The sequence below is a fragment of the Candidatus Laterigemmans baculatus genome (assembly GCF_010367455.1).
Lineage (GTDB): Bacteria > Planctomycetota > Planctomycetia > Pirellulales > Pirellulaceae > Laterigemmans > Laterigemmans baculatus.
The window spans coordinates 1-2979 of sequence record NZ_WRPR01000082.1 but is presented as its reverse complement, the minus strand read 5'-3'; the positions used below and the strand labels follow the sequence as shown (position 1 = coordinate 2979).

The following is a 2979-nucleotide window of genomic DNA, read 5'->3' as shown; positions in this document are numbered from 1 at the left end:
CGAACGCGGAGGCGTCCGTCACGAGTGCAAGATAGTGATGGTCAAACTTTCGCCCGTTAGTACTGGTTAGCTCAACACGTTACCGTGCTTACACGTCCAGCCTATCAACCTGGTCGTCTTCCAGGGGGCTTTCGTCCTCAAGGGACTACGAAACCTCATCTCAGGGCGGGCTTCACGCTTAGATGCTTTCAGCGTTTATCCTTTCCGTAGTTAGCTATCCAGCCGTGCCACTAGCGTGACAACTGGGACACCAGAGCTACGTCCAACTAAATCCTCTCGTACTAAAGTTGAACCCCTTCAAGTTTCGAACGCCCACGGCAGATAGGGACCGACCTGTCTCACGACGGTCTGAACCCAGCTCACGTACCACTTTCATTGGCGAACAGCCAAACCCTTGGGAGCTTCTACACCCCCAGGATGTGATGAGCCGACATCGAGGTGCCAAACCGCCACGCCGCTGTGGACGCTCGGTGGCGATAAGCCTGTTATCCCCGGAGTACCTTTTATCTGATGAGCGATGGCCCTTCCATACGGGACCACCGGATCACTAAGACCTGCTTTCGCACCTGCTCGAGTTATGGCTCTCGCAGTCAAGCACACTTCTACCTTTACGCTCTTCGCCTGATTGCCGACCAGGCTGAGTGTACCATTGCACTCCTCCGTTACTCTTTGGGAGGAGACCGCCCCAGTCAAACTGCCCGACTGACACTGTTCTTTGCCCGGATTCACGGGATCAAAGTTAGAATTAAAGCATGACCAGGCTGGTATTTCAACAACGACTCCACGAGTGCTAGCGCACCCGCTTCACAGTCTCCCAGCTATCCTACACAAGACATACCTCAACCCAATATCAGCCTACAGTAAAGGTTCACGGGGTCTTTCCGTCTAACCGCGGGTATGTGGCATCTTCACCACAACTACAATTTCACCGGGTCGGTGGTTGAGACAGTGCTCCAGTCGTTACGCCTTTCATGCAGGTCGGAACTTACCCGACAAGGAACTTCGCTACCTTAGGACCCTCATAGTTAGGGCCGCCGTTTACCGGGGCTTCGGTTGCGAGCTTCGCCGTGAGGCTAACCCTCTTCCTTAACCTACCGGCACCGGGCAGGCGTCAGTCTCTATACATCCACTTGCGTGTTAGCAGAGACCTGTGTTTTTGATAAACAGTCGCTAGAGCCGATTTTCTGTGGCCTCCACCAGCGTGAACCAGCGGAGGCGCCCCTTATCGCGAACTTACGGGGCCATTTTGCAGAGTTCCTTAACCACCGTTCTCCCGAGCGCCTTAGACTACTCGTCTCGCCTACCTGTGTCAGTTTTAGTACGGTTAAGTGTGCTTCAAAGCTTAGAAGCTTTTCTTGGACATCCTTCCAACATCATCCAGAACTTGAACGCTGTTAGCCCTCGCTCTTGAACTGATGGGAGCGGATTTGCCTACCCCCGTTCTTGATCGAGTGCAACGGACACTTCTAACCGTCCGCATGCTTTTCGGATGCCGTCCCTCCATCGCTCCACACACCTAGCACAGGAATATTGACCTGTCGTCCATCGTCTACGCCTTTCGGCCTCGACTAAGGTACCGGCTAACCCTGGGCGGATTTACCTTCCCCAGGAAACCTTAGGCTTTCGGCGAGCAGGATTCTCACCTGCTTTATCGTTACTCATTCCGGCATAATCACCCGATGACCCCGACACCGCTCTTTACAGTACGGCTTGTTTCTGGTCATCGGCGCTCTCCTACCGCTCTAGCCTAAAAGACTAGAACCCATTGCTTCGGTATCGGACTTACTCCCGTTCATTATCGGCGCAGAAATGCTCGACCGGTAAGCTGTTACGCACTTTTTAAATGGTGGCTGCTTCTAAGCCAACATCCCGGCTGTCTAAGCAATTCAACTTCCTTAGTGACTAAGTACGATTTAGGGACCTTAGCAGATGGTCTGGGTTGTTTCCCTCTCGACCGCGGAGCTTATCCCCCGCGGACTGACTCCCGAGATAGTTATCACGGTATTCGGAGTTTGGTTCGGTGAGGTACCCCGGGAAGGGCCCCCATCCGATTCAGTCTCTCTACCCCCGTGACATAGTGGCTCGAGGCTATCCCTCAAGATATTTCGGAGAGAACGAGCTATCTCTGAGTTTGATTACACTTTCAGTCCTCCCCACAAGTCATCCCCTCGGTTTTCAACCCAAGTGGGTTCGGTCCTCCGCGCAGTTTAACCCGCGTTTCAACCTGCTCATGGGTAGATCACTCAGTTTCGCGTCTACGGCATGCGACATTGTCGCCCTATTCAGACTCGGTTTCCCTTGGGCTACGACCCGGAAGGTCTTAACCAGGCCGCCTACCGTAACTCGCCGGATCATTATGCAAAAGGCACGCCGTCACCCGTGACCATAAAGGCCATAGGGCTCCGACCGCTTGTAAGCACATGGTTTCAGGTTCACATTCCTCCCCTAGCAGGGGTTCTTCTCATCTTTCAGTCGCCCTACTGGTTCGCTATCGGTCGTCAGAGAGTATTTAGCCTTACGGGATGGTCCCCGTAGATTCAGTCCAGATTCCACGTGGCTGGACCTACTCAGGTACCTTTCGGGAGGTGAGTCGATTTTCGCGTACGGGACTTTCACCCTCTGTGGCCGACCTTTCCAAATCGTTCCACTAATCGCTCACTTGGTAACTCCACAATGAAAGGCCCTACAACCCCGCAGGGGAAACCCCCGCGGTTTGGGCTCTTCCGCTTTCGCTCGCCGCTACTGACGGAATCGATTTTTCTTTCTGTTCCACCGGTTACTTAGATGTTTCAGTTCACCGGGTTGACGATCACCTGCCTATGTATTCAGCAGGTATCAGTTCGGGAATCTCGGGATCATCGCTTGTTTGTCAACTTCCCCAAGCATTTCGCAGACTTCCACGCCCTTCTTCGTCTTCTGACGCCAAGACATCCCCCATGTGCCCTTGATAGTTTGACCATCACAATCTCAAACTCGTGA

At 53.4% G+C, this 2979-nt stretch carries 1 rRNA gene; it reads right to left on the bottom strand.

From position 1 onward, the window contains the following. Positions 1–37: 37 nt before the first annotated feature. Positions 38–2958: ribosomal RNA gene (locus GNK13_RS16305) — 23S ribosomal RNA — on the bottom strand. Positions 2959–2979 lie beyond the last annotated feature (21 nt).